Origin of the sequence: Micromonospora sp. D75, from assembly GCF_018070405.1 — a bacterium.
Classification (GTDB): domain Bacteria; phylum Actinomycetota; class Actinomycetes; order Mycobacteriales; family Micromonosporaceae; genus Micromonospora; species Micromonospora chalcea.
This window is the reverse complement of record NZ_JAGPXV010000762.1, coordinates 1-2561: the sequence shown is the minus strand read 5'-3', so window position 1 is coordinate 2561 and position 2561 is coordinate 1. Positions and strand designations below refer to the sequence as shown.

Annotated in this window: 1 protein-coding gene; it reads right to left on the bottom strand. The window is 75.5% G+C overall.

The features are described from left to right. Positions 1–63: 63 nt before the first annotated feature. Positions 64–2561 (bottom strand): VWD domain-containing protein (locus tag KBX39_RS28715; protein WP_247660710.1); only part of this gene is annotated, 2498 nt, incomplete at its 5' end.

Sequence of the window (2561 nt, the reverse complement as noted above, 5' to 3'; positions counted from 1 at the left end):
CCACCACCGTGTACGTCCCGTCGGCGGGCAGCACCGTGCCGTCGACCTCGCCGGTCCCGTTGATCACGCAGCCGCTGCGCAGCAGCCGCCCCTCGGCGTCCCGCAGCTCCAGCGGGGAGCACTGGTCGGTGAGCGTGCTCGTCGGCACCTCCACGTAGACGCGCTCACCGGCGCGCCCGGTGAACCGGTAACGGGCCCGCGCGCCGGGCTGCTCGACGGTGGCGGTGACCGCCGGGCCGTTCGGCTGCAGCGTCCCGTCGCTGTCCTGGGCCGCGTACACCCGCACGACGGCGCGGCCGGTGTCACCGGGCGCCGCGACGACCCGCAGCGCGTACGTGCCGGTGGCGGTGAGGTCGACGCGGTCGACGTACCCGTTGCCCTTGATGTTGCAGCCGCTGGCGATCTCCCGGCCGCCCGGCTCGGTGAGCACGTACGGCGAGCAGCGGCGCCGATCCCGGGCGCGGTGGCGTCGACGAAGACGGCGTCCCCGGCTCGCGCGGTGAACGTCAGCGGCGCGCCGCCGGGGGTGAGCGAGGCGGCGGCGACGGGTACGGCGGTGATCGGGGTGGCGGCCGGCGGGGCGACCCGTTCGGTGCTCGCGCCGGCGACGGCGAACTCGGGGCGCCCGCTGACCGCGACGTCGAAGACGCACTCGGCGAGCTGGGCGGGCGCGGTGACGCCGGCCCAGCGGCACACCTGTTCGGCCGCCGCGCGCCGGGCCGGGTCGAGGTCGGCGACGGTGACCTCTCGTTCCGGGAACGCGCGGTCGGTGAACGTGCCGGTGTTCTGCCCGTCGTCGTAGTACAGCAGCGAGCGGTCCGCGGCGATCCGCCAGCTGTCCGCGTACGCGGGATAGAGCTTGCCGAAAGGCACCGGCTGGGCCAACGGCGCCCCGGAGGCGGGCGCGATGTCGTCGGCCGGGTCGCCGTCGAAGTCGCCGAGCAGTCCGCGTACCTTCCCGGCCCGGGAGTCGGCGAGCCGCACCAGGATCCGGTAGCCGTACCGGCCGATCTGGTCCACCGCCGCCGCGGACCCGTCCGGCCACGTCACGTCGTACCCGTCGGTGGGGCCGGTGTCCGACGGGCGGCGGGTGAGCGTGCCGCCGCCGGCCAGGTCGGTGCGGTCCGGTGGTACGGCGAGCGGCGCGCCGTCGACGTGTACCCGGGTGCCGCCGTCGGTGAGGGTCAGCGCGACGCGGTGCGCGCCGACCCGGAACGCGACAGCCGAGTTGACCGAGGCGGTCCGCGTGCCCGCCATCGGGGCCTGCCGCACCTGCACCTCCAGCGGGTCGCCACCGGTGGAGGCGACCAGCGTGAACTCGCCGACTGCCTGGAAGTCGTAGGCGACCCGGTCGAACGTGACCAGGTGCGGGTCGCCGTTGCTGCCGCCGCAGTCGGCGCCGTCCTCGCAGAGCTTCACCGGCCCCTTCGGCGGCGGCGTCTTCTTGGCCGGCTTCTTGCACTCGTCGAGGCTCTTCGGCAGCGTCTTCCCGTCGTACTCGGTGCGCGGCGGCAACCCCTTCGCCGCCCGGTAGCGGTTCTCCGCGAGCGTCGCCTTCACCTCGGCGGTACGGATGCCGGTGCCGCCGCACTCGCCCTGCGGCACCGCGTTGCGGGAGATGTCGTCGGCGTGGTTCAGCTCGTGGTAGAGCGCGGCGCAGGGGTCACGGGCCACCCCGTCGTCGTACGGGTCGGTGGAGGTCGGGTTCCACGTGACGGTCGAGGAGCCCTTGCCGTCGGCGCTGTCCGGCGTCTCGAACGCGCCGGAGCCACCAGTGGTCGGGATGATCCGCACCCGAGGGCTCTTCTTGTCGCGCAGCCTCGGCAGCAGGCCGGACGGGTCGCCGCCGGGTAGCGCGAACCCGGCCAGGCAGCCGTCGACAGCCGCCTGGAAGTCGACGCCGCTGACCGGCACCCCGGCGGTCGGGTCGACGCCGTAGTCGGCGCGCGCCGGCCGGGCACCACCACCGACGTACGCGCCGACGGCGACCAGCAGCAGCGCCACGACGGCGGCGGTCGGCCGGCGGCGTACCAGCAGCAGCACGACCAGCGCGACGACGAGCAGCGCGAGGACTCCCCCACCGACGAGCCAGAGCCAGCGTCGGCCGGGACCGCCGTCGTCGGACACGGTGAACGTGCTGGTCCGCAGCACCGTCGCGCCCGCGCACAGGTCCGCCGCGCCGGTCACCGGCAGCGTCACGTAGCCCGCTGTCACCTCGTACCGGGCGGGTGCGCCGACCGGCCAGAGCGTGTCCAGCCCGCCGCCGTCCGGCGTGGCGGCCACCGAGCGGAGGACCACCTCGCCGTCACGCAGCCGTACCCCGGTCGAGGTCACTGTGGCGGTCGCGCCCGGCTCGACGGTGGTCAGTCCGGCGGTGGCGGCGGCGCCGATCCCGTCGTCGTGGAAGCTGCGGGCGAGCGTCGGCGTGACGTCGCGCCCGTCCCGGCGTACCCCGGTGATCTGCACGGTGCCGACGGCGCTGGTGGCGAGCGCGCAGGCCGCGCCGGTGGCGTTCGTGACGGTGAGGTCGAGGCGGACCTGGTCCCCGGCGCGGTAGTCGG